General features: G+C 57.8%; 13 protein-coding genes. 11 read left to right on the forward strand and 2 right to left on the reverse strand.

What is annotated here, in order from left to right:
* Positions 1 to 2: 2 nt before the first annotated feature.
* Positions 3 to 1,055, reverse strand: a complete 1,053-nt coding sequence (locus H5P17_RS16210; protein WP_182824008.1) for a DUF2157 domain-containing protein — start codon at positions 1,053 to 1,055, stop codon at positions 3 to 5.
* A gap of 184 nt (positions 1,056 to 1,239) precedes the next feature.
* Here H5P17_RS16210 and tadA point away from each other — a divergent pair, with 184 nt between their 5' ends.
* Positions 1,240 to 1,752, forward strand: a complete 513-nt coding sequence (gene tadA / locus H5P17_RS16215; RefSeq protein WP_044554547.1) for a tRNA adenosine(34) deaminase TadA — start codon at positions 1,240 to 1,242, stop codon at positions 1,750 to 1,752.
* Here tadA and mltF read toward each other — a convergent pair whose 3' ends face one another.
* On the reverse strand, positions 1,753 to 3,213 hold the full coding sequence (mltF, locus tag H5P17_RS16220) for a membrane-bound lytic murein transglycosylase MltF (RefSeq protein ID WP_182824083.1): 1,461 nt from the start codon (positions 3,211 to 3,213) through the stop codon (positions 1,753 to 1,755).
* Positions 3,214 to 3,492: 279 nt separating this feature from the next.
* On the opposite strand from mltF, the gene purL reads away from it, so the two are divergent.
* The 10 genes from purL (at position 3,493) to H5P17_RS16270 (ending at position 18,925) form a co-directional block, all read left to right on the forward strand.
* Positions 3,493 to 7,383 carry a phosphoribosylformylglycinamidine synthase gene (gene purL, locus H5P17_RS16225; RefSeq protein ID WP_182824010.1) on the forward strand — a complete coding sequence of 1,297 codons (3,891 nt, stop codon included), beginning with the start codon at positions 3,493 to 3,495 and terminating at the stop codon, positions 7,381 to 7,383.
* A gap of 799 nt (positions 7,384 to 8,182) precedes the next feature.
* Positions 8,183 to 9,619 (forward strand): HAMP domain-containing sensor histidine kinase, encoded by a 1,437-nt coding sequence (locus H5P17_RS16230; protein WP_044554549.1) that lies wholly within the window; start codon positions 8,183 to 8,185, stop codon positions 9,617 to 9,619.
* Positions 9,620 to 9,621: 2 nt separating this feature from the next.
* Positions 9,622 to 10,494, forward strand: coding sequence for a two-component system QseEF-associated lipoprotein QseG (gene qseG, locus H5P17_RS16235; RefSeq protein WP_053225549.1), 873 nt, complete (start codon positions 9,622 to 9,624; stop codon positions 10,492 to 10,494).
* Positions 10,491 to 11,828: a two-component system response regulator GlrR gene (gene glrR / locus H5P17_RS16240; protein ID WP_044554550.1), complete on the forward strand. Its 1,338-nt coding sequence runs from the start codon at positions 10,491 to 10,493 to the stop codon at positions 11,826 to 11,828. Before qseG ends, glrR begins: the two co-directional genes overlap by 4 nt.
* A 128-nt stretch (positions 11,829 to 11,956) precedes the next feature.
* Entirely contained in the window at positions 11,957 to 13,579 is a 1,623-nt protein-coding gene (locus H5P17_RS16245; protein ID WP_044554551.1) for an NAD+ synthase, read from the forward strand.
* A 10-nt stretch (positions 13,580 to 13,589) separates the two neighbouring features.
* Positions 13,590 to 13,928 (forward strand): nitrogen regulatory protein P-II, encoded by a 339-nt coding sequence (gene glnB / locus H5P17_RS16250; protein ID WP_004847623.1) that lies wholly within the window; start codon positions 13,590 to 13,592, stop codon positions 13,926 to 13,928.
* A 181-nt stretch (positions 13,929 to 14,109) separates the two neighbouring features.
* A complete protein-coding gene (locus H5P17_RS16255; protein WP_020828183.1) occupies positions 14,110 to 15,033 on the forward strand; it encodes a LysR substrate-binding domain-containing protein in 924 nt (307 codons plus the stop codon).
* A 116-nt stretch (positions 15,034 to 15,149) separates the two neighbouring features.
* On the forward strand, positions 15,150 to 16,613 hold the full coding sequence (locus H5P17_RS16260; RefSeq protein ID WP_044554555.1) for a gamma-aminobutyraldehyde dehydrogenase: 1,464 nt from the start codon (positions 15,150 to 15,152) through the stop codon (positions 16,611 to 16,613).
* A gap of 74 nt (positions 16,614 to 16,687) precedes the next feature.
* Positions 16,688 to 17,842 (forward strand): putative ABC transporter substrate-binding protein YdcS, encoded by a 1,155-nt coding sequence (gene ydcS / locus H5P17_RS16265; RefSeq protein WP_182824012.1) that lies wholly within the window; start codon positions 16,688 to 16,690, stop codon positions 17,840 to 17,842.
* Between the two features lie 54 nt (positions 17,843 to 17,896).
* Entirely contained in the window at positions 17,897 to 18,925 is a 1,029-nt protein-coding gene (locus H5P17_RS16270) for an ABC transporter ATP-binding protein (protein ID WP_044554556.1), read from the forward strand.
* Position 18,926 lies beyond the last annotated feature (1 nt).

Below are 18,926 nucleotides of genomic sequence, written 5' to 3' on the forward strand. Positions count from 1 at the left end.
CCTTAATCATCGGTTTGGTCGTGCGGTTTACGGCCCCATTGCCAGACTTTTTCCGCGTAATGCCCCAGCGCCCACAGGCTCAGGCCGAGCACCACAAAGAAAATCGCCTTGGGCATGGCGTCCCAGAAAAATTCGAAGAAACGGGTATAGAGGTTAATACCGAGGAAGGTCAGCCCAAAACCGCGCAGCATGGCATCGTCGCGTTTCAGCCCCAGCCAGATGCACCCGACGGCGGCGAGGCCGAACAACAGGCTCCAGTGGAACAGTTCAATCTGGCGTACGTTATACCAGCTATCGAGATCGCCATAATTCCCGAAAATCGACAGCAACCATAGGGCGATGAACAGGTACAACAGGCCCATCGCCAGCGAAACCCGCTCCAGTCCACGACGGGCGAGCTGCGGTTGCAACAGCAACGCCGCGGCGATCAACACCATGCCGAAGGCAATAAAGCGAATCGGGAAGCTCATGCCCAGCCAATAAGCCCCCCAGCCGGACAGATAACCGGTCTCGGCCCCGAAAGCATTGCCCAGCGACAGCAGAGCAAACCACCATACCAGCCCGGAGCGGCTGAACCAGCCAATCACGCCATACAGCAGTGCGGCGAACGTCAACAGCAGCGAGACCCGGCCGCTGCCGTTATCCAGCCAGACGCCCATTTGCCACAGGGCACAGGCGGTGAACAACACGGCAACGAACAAAGCGGCTTCATTACCGTAGCGTTTCTCCGGATGCCGACGGCGGCGTCGCAGCGCCCAGACATAGCAAAGAGCGGCCACTACGGCGGCGATCGCCATACGTACCGGTGCATCGAAGCGGAACAATTCCCCCAGGCGATAAAGCAATTCACCGTCGGCGAACAGGCTGCTGATGGCAATCACCAGCGAAGCCAGCGCGGCGAGAAACGCATAACGTGCCAGCCGTCGCCAGTCGAAGGGTTGTACCTCAACGTGTTGCAGCAGTTGTTGCTGCTGTTGCGCCGTCAGCGCGCCTTCATCTACCCAGCCGTCCAGCGCTTTGCGCACGACGGTGGCGTTTTTCTTGCTGAGTTTCATGTTTCCTGTCCCTGAAAAACACCCTGATTCAATCAGTATATACCCGTTGTATTTCAAGCCGCAGTGTGTCACTTCTCCGCCGCTGATAAGGGGCGACTATATTTGCCCTGGTTAACACGGGCGCAGCATGCATCACTGCTACTGTGTATAATGCCCGCCGCAAAAGTGCACGAGGAATGATGCAATGACTGAATATAACGATGAATACTGGATGCGTCAGGCATTGCGGCTGGCCCTGCGTGCGCAGGAAGAAGGAGAGGTGCCGGTCGGGGCGCTACTGGTGCTGGATAATCAGGTGATTGGCGAAGGCTGGAACCGGCCGATTGGCCGCCACGATCCGACCGCGCATGCAGAAATCATGGCGCTGCGGCAGGGTGGGGCAGTGTTGCAGAATTACCGTCTGTTGAATGCGACCTTGTACGTGACCCTGGAGCCGTGCGTGATGTGTGCGGGGGCGATGGTGCACAGCCGCATTCGTCGGTTGGTTTACGGCGCCGCCGATGTGAAAACCGGGGCTGCGGGATCGCTGGTGGATATTTTGCGCCATCCCGGCATGAATCATCAGGTGGAGATCCTCTCCGGCGTGCTGGCCGAGGAATGCGCGGCTACCTTGAGTAACTTTTTCCGCATGCGCCGTGAACAGCAAAAGGCGTTGAAGCAAGCGCAACGCGCGCAGGCGGATAAGGACCCGGAATAATCAGAAGTTAAGTGCCAACTCCGGCGCCACCGCCGGATAGCCTTTCCCCAGTTCCGCCTGTTCGGCCGCTTCCTGCGCCGCCTTTCTCTCCCTTTCTTGCAGATACCCCACCAGGCTGACCTGATAACGGCGGATGTTTTCCACGTAGTTATAGGCTTCGCGTCCGCGCGCATAGCCGTAGGTCAACTGCGGGTAGTAGCGCTTCTGGCTGAGCATCGGCAGGCGCTGTTTGACGTCGACCCAACTGTCCGGGTTGCCTTTTTGCATTTTGGTCAGTTTGCGGGCGTCGAGCATATGGCCCCAGCCCATGTTGTAGGCAGCCAGCGCGAACCAGATACGCTCATCTTCCGGCACGGTGTCGGGCACCTTGGCCATCAGCCGCTGTAAATAGAGTGCGCCACCCTGAATGCTCTCCTCGGGATCCAGGCGATCGTTAACACCCAGACCGTCGGCGGTGGCCCGCGTCAGCATCATCAGACCGCGAACGCCGGTCGGTGAAGTGGCCTGCGGGTTCCAGTGCGATTCCTGATAGGCAATGGCGGCCAGCAGCTTCCAGTCGATCTCGCTGGCGTATTTTTCAAACAGCGAACGGAAGGTGGGCAGTACCGAGTCTATTGCCGACAGGAAGGTTTTGGTATCGACGTAATCAAAACTGCCCACGTGGCCGAGGTACTTCTCTTCCAGCCGCGCCAGCGTGCCGTCGTCCACCATCTGGCTGTAAAAATCCAGCATGGCCGCATACAGGCTGTCGTCGGTGCCGCGCTTCAGGTACCAGGTAACAGGTTCTTCATCGGTGACGTCGAAAGCCACCGCCAGCTGCGGATGGATGCGCTGCAGCAGGGCGATGGTCACGGAGTCGCCGAGGGTGTAATCCAGTTTGCCGTCGGCGACCTGCTCAAGCAGCTCTTTTGAGGTGAGATCGCTGGAGGCTTCCCAACTGAGGTCCGGGAACTTACTTTGTTTGAGCTGTTTCAGCGTGCTGACGTGGGCCGAGCCGGAAGCGACCGCCAGCTTGCCTTTAATATCGGCAAAGCTTTTGGGGCGTGCGGTGCCCAGGCGATAAACCAACTGCTGGGAAACGGAATAGTAAGCCGGGCCGGTGCGGGCACGGCTGAGGCGATCCTGATTGTAGATCAGGCCGGCGGCCAGCAGGTCGGCATCGTCATCGTCCAGATCGTCGAACAGATCGTTGATGTTCTTATGCGGGATCACCACCAGTTTCACCCCCAGATAGCTGGCGAAACGTTTCGCCAGTTCGTAGTCGAGGCCACTTGGCCCCTGCTTGGTGGTGAAATAGGTTAACGGTGAGTTCAGCGTACTGATACGCAACTCTCCGCGGGATTTGATCTCTTCGAGTTGCCCGCCCTGGCCGCCGCGCCAGGTAATATTGGGCCACAGGGCGAGCGCCAGAAGCAGGGTGACAACACCGATTAGAATGTAGTTTATTTTAAGGCGTTTCAAATAGTTATCCAGTGATGGCACAGGTGCACTGACGACTGTCATCCCGCTTTTTCTTATGGTTAAATCACCAGTGCCGGGGCATTTTGCGCAACAAAACGCCAGCGTGCAACTTTATTGATACGTTATGACAATTCGATGGCGTGAACAGCTTTTATCAATAATAGCTACGCAAACGGTTTCGTCTGTCGCGCAGATTCTCTATAATGGCGCGCGTTTTCCCCCTGTTGCGCCCAATGAAGTGCTGAAGTCAGTTGCTTCGAAGACGAGAGAACTTTGATTATGGAAATACTGCGTGGTTCGCCCGCTTTGTCGGCTTTTCGTGTTACCAAACTGTTGTCCCGCTGCCAGGACGCCCAACTTCCGGTCAGTGATATCTACGCCGAGTACGTCCACTTTGCCGATGTTAGCGCACCGCTCACTGCCGAAGAACACGGCAAGCTCGCGCGCCTGCTCAAGTACGGTCCCTCTCTCGCCGAACATGCCCCTGAAGGTCGCCTGCTGTTGGTGACACCGCGTCCGGGCACCATTTCTCCCTGGTCTTCCAAAGCCACCGATATCGCCCATAACTGCGGTTTGAAGCAGGTGGTGCGCTTGGAGCGCGGTCTGGCGTTTTACGTCAAGGCACCGACGCTGACTGAAGCACAGTGGCAACAGCTTGCCGCATTGCTGCATGACCGGATGATGGAAACCGTCTTCAGCAGCTTGCAACAGGCAGAGCAGCTGTTTGCTCAGCATCAGCCGGCGCCTTATCAGGCGATCGATATGCTGGGGGAAGGGCGCAGCGCGCTGGAACAGGCCAACCTTAAGCTGGGTCTGGCGCTGGCCGAAGACGAAATCGACTATCTGCTGAATGCCTTTACCGGGCTGGGGCGCAACCCGACGGATATCGAACTCTATATGTTCGCGCAGGCCAACTCGGAACACTGCCGTCATAAAATTTTCAACGCCGATTGGATCATCGATGGCGAACAGCAGCCGAAGTCGCTGTTCAAAATGATCAAAAATACCTTCGAGCAGACGCCGGATTACGTGCTGTCGGCTTATAAAGACAATGCCGCCGTGATGGAAGGTTCACAGGTCGGCCGTTTCTTCGCTGCGCCGCAAAGCGGTCAGTATGACTACCATCAGGAAGAGGCCCACATCCTGATGAAGGTGGAAACCCATAACCACCCGACGGCGATCTCCCCGTGGCCGGGCGCCGCTACCGGTTCAGGTGGCGAGATCCGCGACGAAGGCGCTACGGGTCGCGGTGCCAAACCCAAGGCCGGCCTGGTGGGCTTTTCGGTTTCCAACCTGCGCATTCCCGGCTTCGAGCAGCCCTGGGAGCAGGATTTTGGCAAACCGGATCGCATCGTAACCGCACTGGACATTATGACCGACGGCCCACTGGGTGGTGCAGCGTTCAATAACGAATTCGGCCGTCCGGCGTTGGTGGGATACTTCCGTACCTACGAAGAACAGGTCAACAGCCATAACGGCGTCGAACTGCGCGGTTATCACAAACCGATCATGCTGGCGGGCGGTATCGGCAACATCCGCGCCGACCATGTGCAAAAAGGCGAAATCACCGTCGGCGCCAAACTGGTGGTGCTGGGTGGCCCGGCGATGAACATCGGTCTGGGCGGCGGCGCAGCCTCTTCTATGGCCTCCGGCCAGTCCGACGCCGATCTGGATTTTGCCTCGGTACAGCGCGACAACCCGGAAATGGAGCGTCGCTGCCAGGAAGTGATCGACCGCTGCTGGCAGTTGGGCGAACAGAACCCGATTCTGTTTATCCACGATGTGGGGGCGGGCGGTTTGTCTAACGCCATGCCAGAGCTGGTCAGCGACGGTGGCCGCGGTGGCCGTTTCGAACTGCGCGATATCCTTAACGACGAACCGGGCATGAGCCCGCTGGAAGTCTGGTGCAATGAATCGCAGGAACGCTATGTGATGGCGATTGCCCCGGCGCAGATGGCGCAGTTCGACGAGATTTGTCACCGTGAGCGTGCCCCTTATGCGGTGATCGGCGAAGCCACCGAAGAACAGCATTTGACGCTGAACGACAGCCATTTCGACAACCAGCCGATCGACATGCCGTTGGACGTGCTGCTGGGCAAAACGCCGAAGATGACGCGTGACGTGACCCGCCTGCAGGCTAAAGGCCAGCCGGTACAGCGCGACAACATTACTTTGGCCGATGCGGTAAAACGTGTTCTGCACCTGCCGGCAGTTGCAGAGAAAACCTTCCTGATCACCATCGGCGACCGTACCGTGACCGGTATGGTGGCACGCGATCAGATGGTCGGGCCATGGCAGATCCCGGTAGCCGACTGCGCGGTTACGACGGCCAGTCTGGACAGTTACTACGGTGAAGCGATGTCGATCGGCGAACGTGCGCCGGTTGCCCTGCTGGACTTCGCCGCTTCCGGCCGCCTGGCTGTGGGGGAAGCGCTGACCAACCTGGCGGCAACCGAGATCGGTTCGCTCAAGCGCGTCAAGCTTTCCGCTAACTGGATGGCCGCCGCCGGTCACCCGGGTGAGGATGCCGGCCTATATGCAGCGGTAAAAGCGGTGGGCGAAGAGCTTTGTCCGGCGCTGGGCATCACCATTCCGGTGGGCAAAGACTCCATGTCGATGAAAACCCGCTGGCAGGAAGGCAACGAGCAGCGCGAAATGACTTCGCCGTTGTCGCTGGTGATCACCGGTTTTGCCCGCGTCGAAGATGTGCGCCACACCGTAACGCCACAGTTGCGAACCGACAAGGGCGACACGGCATTGCTGCTGATCGACCTGGGTAATGGTCATAACGCGCTGGGTGCCACTGCGCTGGCGCAGGTTTACCGTCAACTGGGCGACAAACCGGCCGATGTGCGTAACGTTGAGCAATTGGCGGGCTTCTTCAACGCCATGCAACAATTGGTAGCCGACCGCGCACTGCTGGCCTACCACGACCGCTCCGATGGCGGTCTGTTGGTGACGCTGGCGGAAATGGCGTTTGCCGGCCACTGCGGTGTACAGGTAGATATTCAAGGGTTGGGCGACGACGCGTTGGCAGCGCTGTTCAACGAAGAGTTGGGCGCGGTGATCCAGGTGACGGCCGATCGGCTTGAAGCGGTACAACAGGCGTTTGCTCAGCATGGCCTGACGGACAATGTGCACCACATCGGCAGCGTACAGGCTGGCGATCGCTTTGTGATTACTCAGGGCGACAAACCGGTATACAGCGAAAGCCGTGCCACGTTACGCACCTGGTGGGCGGAAACGACCTGGCAGATGCAGCGTCTGCGCGATAACCCTGAATGTGCCGATCAGGAGCACCAGGCCAAGCAGGACGAGCGCGATCCTGGCCTGAACGTCAAACTGAGCTTTGCACCGGAAGAAGATATTGCGGCACCTTATATTGCCAAGGGCGCACGCCCTAAAGTGGCGGTGCTGCGCGAGCAGGGCGTTAACTCCCACGTTGAGATGGCAGCGGCATTCCACCGCGCCGGTTTCGATGCGGTAGATGTGCACATGAGCGATTTGCTCGAAGGGCGCCGTGACCTGCAGGACTTCCATACTCTGGTGGCCTGTGGCGGTTTCTCTTATGGCGACGTGTTGGGCGCCGGCGAAGGCTGGGCGAAGTCGATTCTGTTCAACGACCGCGTGCGTGACGAGTTCGAATCCTTCTTCCACCGTCCACAGACCTTGGCACTGGGCGTGTGCAACGGTTGTCAGATGATGTCGAACCTGCGCGATCTGATCCCCGGTGCCGAACATTGGCCGCGTTTCGTACGTAACCTGTCAGACCGTTTTGAGGCTCGCTTCAGCCTGGTGGAAGTGGCGGCCAGCCCGTCGCTGTTCATGCAGGGGATGGCGGGTTCGCGTATGCCGATTGCCGTTTCGCACGGTGAAGGGCATGTCGAAGTGCGCGATGCGGCACATTTGGCAGCCCTGGAGCACCATGGTCTGGTGGCATTGCGCTTTGTCGATAATGCCGGTCAGGTTACGGAAAGCTACCCGGCCAACCCGAACGGTTCGCCGAACGGTATCACCGCCGTCACCAGCGCCAATGGGCGTGCAACGGTAATGATGCCGCATCCGGAGCGCGTGTTCCGTACCGTCAGCAACTCATGGCATCCGGAAGAGTGGGGCGAAGACAGCCCGTGGATGCGCATGTTCCGCAACGCCCGTAAGCAGCTGGGTTAAGCGATAACGCTGTGCTAGCCGAAAGGGACGCAAGAAATTGCGTCCCTTTTCTATTTATTTATGGCGATGGCGATTGTCTGCATTTTGCGACAGAGGGTATTTTCACTGTCTCTAAAAAGAGACATGTAACTTACTGATTTATAATGATGTAAAATTAATTGGCTTAAGTTGTCGGTTTTTGGCGACAGGTCGGCGTTTTTTTCTTCGCCCACAGAGCTGAGAATACGAGTGTTTTGGCATTTTTTAATTTATTTTTCTTTAAATTCAGTTGGTTAATAAATTAATTGAAAAGTTGGCACGTTAAGTGCATTATTCTGCTCAGTTGCTCATTCAACTTTTTATGACGGCCCCGTAAATAGACGGAACAGTTGCCTCATAAGCCCCCGAATGATGCCAAAGAAATGGTGCCTATCGTCCAACCAAACCGATAACAGTCGCGCAAGCGCTTTATCAAGCATCGGGCGACACGTGGAGTGAGGCACCGCCTGTATCCAACTGTGATGAGTGTTCATCAATTCCGGATACTTACGGATGCTATTCGTCCTGTTCGATGCCAGCCTTTGGGCTACATCACCCTGGGGACGAGAAATAAGGGCATCCACACATTCTTGCGATGGGGCAGTCTTGCCCCAGCGTCCAATCTCAAAGTCATGTTGGCCTCTCTTTCGTTATCAGTAAGTTCTAACGTTATTCCCCGCCCACCTGCACGATCCCTTTATTTTCCTGACGCTCCGCTGAACGCCGGGCTTTCCTCTCATCGGCGACTCGGTTAGCATCGAAGCAGACTAGAGACAATGAGATGATTTCGTTGAAAAGATGGCGTTTATTTCCCCGTTCGCTACGTCAACTGGTGTTGATGGCGTTCTTGCTGGTGCTGTTACCGCTGCTGGTGCTGGCCTATCAGGCTTACCAGAGTCTGGATCACCTCAGCGCACAAGCGGCGGACATCAATCGCACTACGTTGGTGGATGCACGACGCAGCGAGGCGATGACCAGCGTGGCGTTGGAAATGGAGCGCAGCTACCGCCAATATTGCGTGCTGGTGGATCCCACACTGGCGCGCCTCTATCAGAATCAGCGCAAACAGTATTCGCAAATGCTGGATGCCCATGCCCCGATCCTGCCGGATGAACGCTATTATCAAACCTTGCGCGATCTGTTGACCCAGCTGGCAGCGATTAAATGCCAAAGCAGTGGTCCGGATCCGCAGGCTTCCACGCTGTTAGAATCGTTTTCACGCTCCAATGCCGAGATGGTACAGGCCACGCGTGCCGTGGTGTTTTCACGCGGCCAGCAGCTACAGCAGGCGATTGCCGAGCGCGGTCAGTTCTTCGGCTGGCAGGCACTGATGCTGTTTCTGGTCAGCGTGATGCTGGTGGTGTTGTTCACCCGAATGATCATCGGGCCGGTCAAAGCGGTAGAGAGGATGATCAACCGTTTGGGTGAAGGGCGGGCGCTGGGCAGCACCGACGCCTTTAAAGGTCCCCGTGAATTGCGTTCGCTGGCGCAGCGCATTATTTGGCTGAGCGAGCGCCTGGCGTGGCTGGAGTCGCAGCGCCATGAGTTCTTGCGCCATATCTCGCATGAATTGAAAACGCCGCTGGCCAGCATGCGTGAAGGCACCGAACTGCTGGCGGATGAAGTGGCAGGGCCGCTGACCTCGGATCAAAAAGAGGTGGTGACGATCCTCGATCAAAGCAGCCGACACCTGCAGCAACTGATTGAACAACTGCTGGATTACAACCGCAAACTGGCCGATGGCCCGGCGGAACATGAAAATGTCGAGTTGACCGACATGGTCGATATGGTTGTGGCTGCGCACAGTTTGCCGGCTCGGGCAAAAATGATCCGCACCGAGATCCAACTGGATGCGGAAATATGCTGGGCAGAGCCTACGCTATTAATGCGCGTGCTGGATAATCTCTACTCCAATGCGGTGCACTACGGCAAGGAATCCGGTAACATTTGGATCCGCAGCCGTCAGGTTGGGCAACGGGTGCAGATTGATGTCGCCAACAGCGGCACACCGATCCCCGAAGCCGAGAAAACCATGATTTTCGAGCCTTTTTTCCAGGGTAGTCACCAGCGAAAAGGGGCGGTAAAAGGAAGCGGTCTGGGGCTGAGCATCGCGCAGGATTGTATCCGCCGGATGCGCGGTGAGCTGCAGCTGGTTGAAGTCGCCGGCGCAGACGTCTGCTTCCGTATTGAATTGCCATTAACCGCCGAGAATGAATAATAATGTACACATGGTCTAAACGCCTTCGTCTTACGCAGACCGAACGTTCACCGCGTGCCACACTGGGCACGCCGCTCGGCAAGCGTCGATTTTCTTTTTTAGGCAGCGTGCTTTTTATGCCGTTTCTGCTGGCTGGCTGTGTCGATCGTGCGGTCAGCGGGGGTCTGAATCAACCCCAGCAGGAAGCGATCCCGGATACCAAAGTGGTGGATTACCGCATTGCGGCCTGTGACACCCTGTGGCCGCTGGATGATAAAGACGCGCTGAATAACTCACTTTACTGGCTGCGCGCTATGGACTGTGCCGATCGTATCGGTTCAACCCAGGCGCGTGCGCTGGCAAAAACCGTGCCCGGCAACAGCTGGGACGGCATCTTCAAACAAAGCATTCTGCTGGGCAGCGCCGAACCGACTTCGGGCGAGCGCCGTCAGATTATCGATCGCCTGAACAGTTATCGTCTTGAGTTCCCAAGCTCGCTGCGCCCACTGTTGCAGCTGTGGCGCCAGCAGCAGGTGCTGCAAATCACCCTGTTTGATGAAAAGGCACGCTATCAGCATCTGCAGGAAAGCACCGACAGCCAGATAGACCAGTTGCGCCAGAGCCAGGTTCGCCTGCAAGCGCAGTTGCAGGACACGTCACGCAAGCTGGAAAATCTGACCGATATCGAACGTCAGCTCTCTTCGCGCAAGCAGCTGCAAAGTGAAATCCCGGATAACAGCGGGACACAGCCAAAAACCGACGCAACGGGCAAGAAAGTGGCGCCGGCCAAGGCCGAAGAATCGGACGCTGAGCCGGAAAAGGGCACCGCCCTGCCGATCGAGCCGGAAGATACTTACGCGCCGCCCCCCGCTAATAAGGAGTCTCACGCGCAATGACAGCACGCAAACCGGCCAATTTGTTATTGGTTGACGACGATCCCAGCCTGCTCAAGCTGTTGGGCATGCGCCTGACCAGCGAAGGGTTTCATGTCACCACCGCCGAAAGCGGCCAGGAAGCGCTGCGCCTGTTAGGGCGCGAGAAAATTGATCTGGTGATCAGCGATCTGCGGATGGATGAAATGGACGGCATGGCGCTGTTCGCCGAGATCCAAAAGCACCAGCCGGGCATGCCGGTGATCATTCTGACCGCCCACGGTTCGATCCCGGATGCGGTGGCGGCCACTCAGCAAGGGGTGTTCAGCTTCCTGACCAAACCGGTGGACCGCGATGCGCTGTACAAGGCCATCGACGAAGCGCTGTCGCAGTCATTGCCGGCCGGTGATGACAGCTGGCGTGAAGATATCGTCACCCGCAGTCCCATCATGCTGCGCCTGCTGGAGCAGGCGAAAATGGTGGCGCAGTCGGACGTCAGCGTCTTGATCAACGGCCATAGCGGTACCGGTAAAGAAGTGTTGGCGCAGGCGATCCACGGCGCCAGCCCACGCGGCAAGAAGGCGTTTATCGCCATTAACTGCGGTGCGTTGCCGGAACAACTGTTGGAGTCGGAGCTGTTCGGTCATGCCAAAGGGGCGTTTACCGGCGCGGTCAGCAGCCGTGAAGGGCTGTTCCAGGCCGCCGCGGGCGGGACGCTGTTCCTCGACGAGATTGGCGATATGCCGCTTTCGCTGCAGGTGAAGCTGCTGCGCGTGCTGCAGGAGCGCAAGGTACGCCCGCTGGGCAGTAACCGCGATCTGGACATCGACGTACGCATTATCTCCGCCACCCACCGCGATCTGCAAAAGGCGATGGCGAAAAACGAATTCCGCGAGGATCTGTACTACCGCCTCAACGTGGTGAACCTGAAGATCCCGGCGCTGAACGAGCGGGCCGAGGATATTCCGCTGCTGGCCAATCATCTGCTGCGCGAATCCGCCAAGCGACACAAGCCGTTTGTCCGCAGCTTCTCTTCGGACGCCATGAAACGCCTGATGACCGCCAGCTGGCCGGGCAACGTGCGCCAACTGGTGAACGTGATCGAGCAGTGCGTGGCCCTGACCTCAGCGCCGGTGATCAGCGAGGCGTTGGTAGAGCAGGCGTTGGAAGGGGAAAACACCGCATTGCCGACTTTTGTCGAGGCGCGTAATCAGTTTGAATTGCACTATTTACGCAAGCTGTTGCAGATCACCAAGGGTAACGTCACCCAGGCCGCGCGCATGGCGGGCCGTAACCGTACCGAGTTTTATAAATTGCTGTCGCGCCATGAACTGGACGCCAACGATTTTAAAGAATGATGTTTTCCGCAGCGGCCTGCGCACGCAGGTTCTCAACAAACGCGGCGGAATGATTTACACTCCGTTCTCAATTGCTGGCATGACCAAACGCAAAGAACCATGGAACGTATTAAGCGGGATCCTAAACAATGAGCAGATCACTTTCCATCGCACTGGCCCAGTTGAATCTGCTGGTCGGTGACATCGAAGGCAACACCGAACGAATGTTGCAAACCGTGCAACAGCAGCAGAAGGCGGGAGCCGATCTGGTCATGTTCACCGAACTGGCGCTGTCCGGCTATCCGCCGGAAGATCTGCTGTATCGCAACGACTTTTACCAACGTTGTGACGAGCAACTTCTGCGTCTGCAGCAGGCCTCCACCGACGTGGCGATCCTGGTCGGTCATCCGTGGCGTGAAGGCGACAAACTCTATAATGCGCTGTCGCTGTTTTCTGAAGGGCAGTTGCTGGCGCGTTACTTCAAACAGCAGTTGCCGAACTACGGCGTATTCGATGAGAAGCGCTACTTCCAGGCCGGTAATGACACCTGCGTGGTTGAGCTGAAAGGCTACCGTTTGGGCCTGCTGATTTGCGAAGACTTGTGGTTCCCTGAGCCGGTTGATGCCGCCAGGGCCGCCGGTGCCGAAATGATTCTGTCGATCAATGCATCGCCTTACAACCGCGAAAAGCCGTACATCCGTAAAACCCTGATGGCCGGCCATTGCCAGCGTACCCATTTGCCGTTGGTGTACCTGAACCAGATTGGCGGCCAGGATGAGCTGATTTTTGACGGCTGTTCGAAAGTCTTCGACGCAGCCGGCAACATGACCCATCGCCTGGCGGCATTTGCCGAGCAGGTAACCCTGCTGGAATTCAACGAGCTGGACGTGGTACCGATGACCGCTCCGGCCGCCGAACTGCCGCAGCTGGCACAGGTCTATGAAGCCCTGGTGCTGGCGGTGCGCGATTACGTGACCAAAAACGGCTTCAAGGGTGCCGTACTGGGGCTTTCCGGCGGTATCGATTCGGCGCTGACGCTGGCGATTGCCGTCGATGCGCTGGGCAAAGACAAGGTGCAGGCGCTGATGATGCCGTTCCGTTATACCGCGGACATCAGCATTGCCGACGCCAGGGAAGAAGCTGAAATTCTGGGCATTGAATTCGATATCGTCTCGATTGAGCCAATGTTCGACGCCTTTATGGGCCAGCTGACGCCCATGTTCGCGGGGACCGAGCGCGATACCACGGAAGAGAACCTGCAGGCGCGCTGTCGCGGCGTGGTGTTGATGGCGCTGTCCAACAAGCGCCGCAGCATCGTGTTGACCACCGGCAACAAAAGCGAGATGGCCGTAGGTTACGCCACGCTGTATGGTGATATGGCCGGCGGCTTCGACGTGTTGAAGGACGTGCCTAAAACGCTGGTGTTCAAGCTGTCCGAATACCGCAATACCGTCTCTTACGTGATCCCGCAGCGCGTTATCGATCGCCCACCGTCCGCCGAGCTGGCACCGGATCAGCTCGATCAGGACAGCCTGCCGCCGTACGACATTCTGGATGCGATTCTGGAAGGTTACGTCGAGCGCGATAAATCGGTTGCCGATCTGGTGGCCGAAGGCTTCGACGAGGCGATCGTTCGCAAGGTGATACGCCTGGTGGATATTAACGAATACAAGCGGCGTCAGGCCGCCGTCGGGCCGCGCATCACCGCCCGCAATTTCGGCAAAGACCGCCGCTACCCAATCACATCCGGCTTTGGCCGCAAAAATTGGTAAAGGAAAGAAGATGAAAAAGATCGACGCTATTATCAAGCCGTTCAAACTGGATGATGTCCGTGAAGCGCTGGCTGAAGTTGGCATTACCGGGATGACCGTGACCGAAGTGAAAGGCTTTGGCCGTCAGAAAGGGCACACTGAGCTGTACCGTGGCGCTGAGTACATGGTCGATTTTCTGCCGAAGGTGAAAATTGAGATCGTCGTGGCCGACGATATCGTCGATACCTGCGTGGAAACCATCATGCAGACCGCGCAGACCGGTAAAATCGGCGACGGTAAAATCTTTGTCTTCGACGTGGCGCGCGTAGTGCGTATCCGGACCGGCGAACAAGACGAAGAAGCGATTTGATTTAACCTTTCCGGTCTGAATCCCCCAAGGGCGCAGCATGCTGCGCCCTTGTCGTATCTGAAGCTTTCAGCGTTAGCATTCTAAAAAAGCGAAGGCTATCGCGTTTTTGATACTTTTCCCGATCGCTTCACCGCGCCGATGGCTACACTCAACGCAACTGCCTTGCCTGAGATGATTATTCATGATGACGCTGCGCCAAATCCGCCATTTTATCGCGGTGGCCGAAACCGGTTCGATCTCTGCCGCTGCCCAGGCGGTGTTTGTTTCCCAGTCTTCGCTGACGCTGGCCATCCAGCAGTTGGAAACCGACATCGGCGTACGTCTGTTTGAGCGTCACGCCAAGGGCATGAACCTGACGCATCAGGGTCACCAGTTTCTGCGCCAGTCTTATCTGATCCTTGCCACGGTGGACAACGCCAAGCGTAGCCTGCAACTGGGAACCGAAAGCCTGACCGGCAAGTTGACCATCGGCGTGACCAGCCTGGTGGCAGGCTACTTTTTGGTCGAGCTGCTTAAGCGCTTTAAATCGGCATACCCCAACGTCACCATTCAGGTGATTGAAGACGAGCGGCCCTATATTGAGCATCTGCTGGTCAGTGGAGAAATCGATATTGGCGTGCTGATCCTGTCGAACATCGAAGATCGCGATGCGCTGCAAAGCGAAGTCCTGATGCACTCACCTTATCGCCTGTGGTTACCACCGCTGCATCCACTGCTGGATCATGAAAGCATCAGCCTGGCGGATGTGGCGAAGTTGCCACTGATCCAGCTTAATGCCGACGAAATGGACGTGCATGCGCGGCGTATCTGGGCGCGCGCAGGCTTAAAACCGGAAATAGCCATGAAAACCGCTTCAACCGAGGCGGTACGCAGCCTGGTAGCGGCGGGAATGGGCGTTTCTATCTTGCCGGACATGGCCTACCGCGCCTGGTCTCTGGAAGGCAATATGATTGAGGCACGCAAGCTGGCGGATCTGCTGGAACCGCTGGATATCGGCCTGGCATGGCGGCGCGGTAGTGCACGGCCGGAGCTGGTTACGCCGTTTCTCACCATTGCACGTGAAAACGGCAATATGCACGCGGCTGGGCTGAAGCATTCGATTTAATCGAACGCGTCGTTCAGTATTTAGAATTTGTTGGCTGCCTGATGCTCGCTTAGTCTGATTAAAACTAACTTATTTCACATTTAGTTAACGTTTTTGTCACTCAGAGGCGATACGCAATGGCAGATGTGCACCTCCTTTCAGGTTTATCCTGTCAGCAATTCATTAACGGTCAATCGGTCGAAGGCGAAGGCCAGCAAGAGTGCATCGTTAATCCGGCGAATGGCGAGACCTTGGTCTCGATCACCGAAGCCTCGTCCGCTCAGGTCGGCAACGCAGTGAAAGCGGCGCAACAGGCGTTCGCTTCCTGGTCGCGGACTACGCCGGCCTACCGCGCGGCTATTCTGTTGCGTATTGCCGATGCCATCGAGCGGCAGGCCGAACGCCTGGCCGGTCTGGAGGCACTCAACTGCGGCAAACCGCTACATCAGGCGCTCAATGACGACCTGCCGGCGGCCATCGACGTCTTTCGTTTCTTTGCCGGCGCGGTGCGCACCCAACAGGGGCAGTTGGCCGGAGAATATATCGAAGGGCACACCTCAATGATCCGCCGCGACCCGATCGGCGTGGTGGCCTCTATTGCGCCCTGGAATTATCCGTTGATGATGGCGGCGTGGAAAATTGCGCCGGCGCTGGCCGCGGGCAACACCGTGGTATTCAAACCTTCCGAACACACGCCTCTGACCATTTTGGCGCTGGTGCCCGCGTTACAGGAGATCCTGCCGCCGGGGGTGCTGAATATCGTCTACGGCGGCGGGGAAGGGGTTGGCAGCCATTTGGTCGGCCACCCGCAGGTGCGGCTGGTGTCGGTCACCGGCGATATCGTCACCGGGCAAAAAATTCTGCAGGCGGCGGCGAAAAGCGTCAAACGCACGCACCTGGAGCTGGGGGGCAAGGCACCGGTGATTGTCTGCGACGACGCCGATTTGGACGAGGTGGTCAACAGCATTCGTACCTATGGCTACTACAACGCCGGGCAAGACTGCACCGCCGCCTGCCGCATCTACGCGCAGGCGGGGATCTATCCGAAGCTGGTGGATGCGTTGGGCGAAGCGGTTGCCAGCCTGCGTTTTGCCCGTAAACGCGATGAGGATAACGAAATCGGTCCGCTGATCAGCAGTCGTCAGCGCGATCGCGTCGCCAGCTTTGTCGAGCGTGCGCTCAGCCAGCCACACATTGAATTGATCACCGGCGCCGCCGCGCATTCCGGCCCGGGTTTCTATTACCAGCCCACGCTGCTTGCCGGCTGTCTGCAAAGCGATGAAATCGTCCAGCGAGAGGTATTTGGCCCGGTGGTGAGCATCACTCGCTTTGAACATCTGGAACAGGCGGTCAACTGGGCAAACGATTCCGAGTACGGTCTGGCCTCATCGATCTGGACGCAGAATATCGATCGGGCGCTGCATATCGCTGCCCATCTGCAATACGGCAGTACCTGGATCAACACCCATTTCACCCTGGCGAGTGAAATGCCGCACGGGGGCCTGAAGCGCTCCGGCTACGGCAAGGATCTTTCCAGCGATTCACTGCAGGACTACAGCGTTGTCAGGCATGTAATGGCGAAATTCAAAGCCAGCTTCTAACGGTTTCACAAAATAAAACCAGGGCGGCAGCCGTTCCCTGCCGCACACAGATAGGCTACACAGGGGTAATTACGATGGGAAAAACTACCGCAGCCACCACCACAGTTTCCGCGCTCTGTTTTACCGTACTTTGCGGTTTGGCCCAGGCGGCCGATCTGCCGCAGGCGCTCGGCAAGGGCGAAGGGCGACTGGATATCATTGCCTGGCCCGGCTATATCGAACGCGGCCAGTCCGATAAAAACTACGACTGGGTCAGCCAGTTTGAAAAGCAAACCAGCTGTGCGGTGAATGTGAAAACCGCCGCCACTTCCGACGAAATGGTCAGCCTGATGGCAAAAGGAGGCTACGACCTGGTCACTGCATCCGGCGACGCATCGCTGCGGCTGATTTTCGGCAAGCGGGTGCAGCCGATCAATACCGCGTTGATCCCTAACTGGAAAAACATCGACCCGCGCTTGTTAAACGGTGCCTGGTACACCCTGGACGGAAAAACTTACGGCACGCCCTATCAGTGGGGCCCGAACCTGCTGATGTACAACACCAAAACTTTCCCGACGCCGCCGGACAGCTGGGCGGTGGTGTTCCAGCAGCAGAACCTGCCGGATGGCAAAACCAACCAGGGCCGGGTTCAGGCCTACGATGGGCCAATCTATATCGCCGATGCGGCGTTGTTCCTGAAGGCCACGCAGCCGCAGCTTGGTATCAGCGATCCGTATCAGCTTAACGAAGAGCAGTATCAGGCAGCGTTGAAACTGCTGCGTACCCAGCATGCATTGATTCATCGCTACTGGCATGACACCTCGGTACAAATGAGCGATTTCAAAAACGAAGGCGTGGTCGCCTCCAGCGCCTGGCCGTATCAGGCCAATGCCCTGAAAGGGGAAGGCCAACCGATCGGGACGGTGTTCCCGAAAGAGGGGGTGACCGGTTGGGCCGACACCACCATGCTGCACGCCGATGCCAAACACCCGAACTGCGCCTACCTGTGGATGAACTGGTCGCTGGAACCGAAAGTGCAGGGCGACGTTGCCGCCTGGTTCGGTTCTGTCCCGGCTTCGCCGGCGGGTTGCAAAGCCAGCACGCTGTTGGGTGATAAAGGTTGCGAGACCAACGGTTTCAACCAGTTCGACAAGATTGCCTTCTGGAAAACGCCACAGGCGCAGGGCGGAAAATTCGTGCCCTACAGCCGCTGGACTCAGGATTACATCGCCATCATGGGCGGTCGGTAACCCGTGCGGGCGTAGTTCGCTACGCCCGATTAACGTCAATCAGGAGCGCAGATCATGACCATTGCCGTGCAATTTATCGATGTTTCGCGAAGCTTCGGCGAGGTTCGCGCCGTGGACCGGGTTTCAATCGAGATACAAGACGGGGAATTCTTCTCCATGCTCGGGCCTTCCGGCTCGGGGAAAACCACCTGCCTGCGGTTGATCGCCGGTTTCGAACAGCTCACTGCCGGCTCGATTCGTATTCACGGGCAGGAGGCCGCCAATTTGCCGCCGTATCAGCGCGACGTGAATACCGTCTTCCAGGATTACGCGCTGTTCCCACACATGTCGGTGCTGGAAAACGTCGCTTACGGGCTGATGGTTAAAGGCGTCGCCAAGCGTGAACGCCTGGCCCGCGCGCAGGAAGCGCTGGACAGCGTAGCGCTGGGGTTTGTTGCCGAGCGCAAACCGGCGCACCTTTCCGGCGGCCAGCGACAGCGTGTCGCACTGGCTCGCGCACTGGTCAATCGGCCACGGGTGCTGCTGCTGGATGAACCGCTCGGCGCGCTGGATCTCAAGCTGCGCGAGCAGATGCAAGGGGAGTTGAAAAAGCTGCAGCGTCAGCTCGGCATCACCTTTATTTTCGTTACCCACGATCAGAGTGAAGCGCTGTCGATGTCTGACCGGGTGGCGGTGTTCAACAATGGCCGTATTGAACAGGTGGACGCGCCGCGTGAACTCTACATGCGACCGAAGACGCCGTTTGTCGCCGAGTTTGTCGGCACCTCAAACGTGGTGCGTAGCGATTTGGCGCAGCGGTTGTTGGGGCAGGCTGCTACCTTCTCGATCCGTCCCGAGCATATTCGGCTAGCGGATCAGGCCGGCGCGGCGCAGGGGGAAATTCAGGTGCAGGGTACGCTGCAGGAGATCCATTATCAGGGAGCGGCGACGCGCTACGAAATTGCGTTGAACAGCGGTGAGAAACTGCTGGTCAGCCAGGCGAACCCTCAGTGGCACGCCGATGGGCAGCCACATCTGATCGGCCAACCGGTCACCGCCTGCTGGTCGCGCGAGGCGATGGTGCCATTGCTGGAGGCGAGGTGAA

The sequence above is a fragment of the Serratia sp. OS31 genome (assembly GCF_014164835.1).
Classification (GTDB): Bacteria; Pseudomonadota; Gammaproteobacteria; order Enterobacterales; family Enterobacteriaceae; genus Serratia; species Serratia liquefaciens_A.

Bases quoted from the DNA above. Each gene is read 5' to 3' on its own strand.
- H5P17_RS16210 (WP_182824008.1), bottom strand. From the start codon at position 1,055: ATGAAACTCAGCAAGAAAAACGCCACCGTCGTGCGCAAAGCGCTGGAC.
- tadA (WP_044554547.1), top strand. From the start codon at position 1,240: ATGACTGAATATAACGATGAATACTGGATGCGTCAGGCATTGCGGCTG.
- purL (WP_182824010.1), top strand. From the start codon at position 3,493: ATGGAAATACTGCGTGGTTCGCCCGCTTTGTCGGCTTTTCGTGTTACC.
- H5P17_RS16230 (WP_044554549.1), top strand. From the start codon at position 8,183: ATGATTTCGTTGAAAAGATGGCGTTTATTTCCCCGTTCGCTACGTCAA.
- qseG (WP_053225549.1), top strand. From the start codon at position 9,622: ATGTACACATGGTCTAAACGCCTTCGTCTTACGCAGACCGAACGTTCA.
- glrR (WP_044554550.1), top strand. From the start codon at position 10,491: ATGACAGCACGCAAACCGGCCAATTTGTTATTGGTTGACGACGATCCC.
- H5P17_RS16245 (WP_044554551.1), top strand. From the start codon at position 11,957: ATGAGCAGATCACTTTCCATCGCACTGGCCCAGTTGAATCTGCTGGTC.
- glnB (WP_004847623.1), top strand. From the start codon at position 13,590: ATGAAAAAGATCGACGCTATTATCAAGCCGTTCAAACTGGATGATGTC.
- H5P17_RS16255 (WP_020828183.1), top strand. From the start codon at position 14,110: ATGATGACGCTGCGCCAAATCCGCCATTTTATCGCGGTGGCCGAAACC.
- H5P17_RS16260 (WP_044554555.1), top strand. From the start codon at position 15,150: ATGGCAGATGTGCACCTCCTTTCAGGTTTATCCTGTCAGCAATTCATT.
- ydcS (WP_182824012.1), top strand. From the start codon at position 16,688: ATGGGAAAAACTACCGCAGCCACCACCACAGTTTCCGCGCTCTGTTTT.
- H5P17_RS16270 (WP_044554556.1), top strand. From the start codon at position 17,897: ATGACCATTGCCGTGCAATTTATCGATGTTTCGCGAAGCTTCGGCGAG.